Annotated in this window: 1 protein-coding gene; it reads left to right on the forward strand. The window is 47.8% G+C overall.

The window, feature by feature from the left end:
* Positions 1-301 (forward strand): lytic polysaccharide monooxygenase (locus tag AB4486_RS23905; protein ID WP_372119085.1); only part of this gene is annotated, 301 nt, incomplete at both ends.

Below are 301 nucleotides of genomic sequence, written 5' to 3' on the forward strand. Positions count from 1 at the left end.
GCCCAACGTTGGGTTAAGCAACCCATTCAATCTGGCAGTCAACAGTTTGAGTGGACTTACACTGCGCCACACCCAGCGGCAAGCTGGAAGTACTACATCACTAAGCAAGATTGGGATGTTAATAGCCCGTTAACACGCGACTCGTTCGATCTTATTCCGTTCTGTGAAGTACAAGGTAATGGCGAACTCCCAGCAGCAGGTGCATCTACCGCACACGAATGTTCTGTTCCAGATAGAGATGGCTATCAGGTAATTCTTGCTGTTTGGGATGTATCAGATACGCCAGCTTCATTCTATAACG

Source organism: Vibrio sp. 10N.222.55.C6, from assembly GCF_041473395.1.
Taxonomy (GTDB): Bacteria; Pseudomonadota; Gammaproteobacteria; order Enterobacterales; family Vibrionaceae; genus Vibrio; species Vibrio crassostreae_C.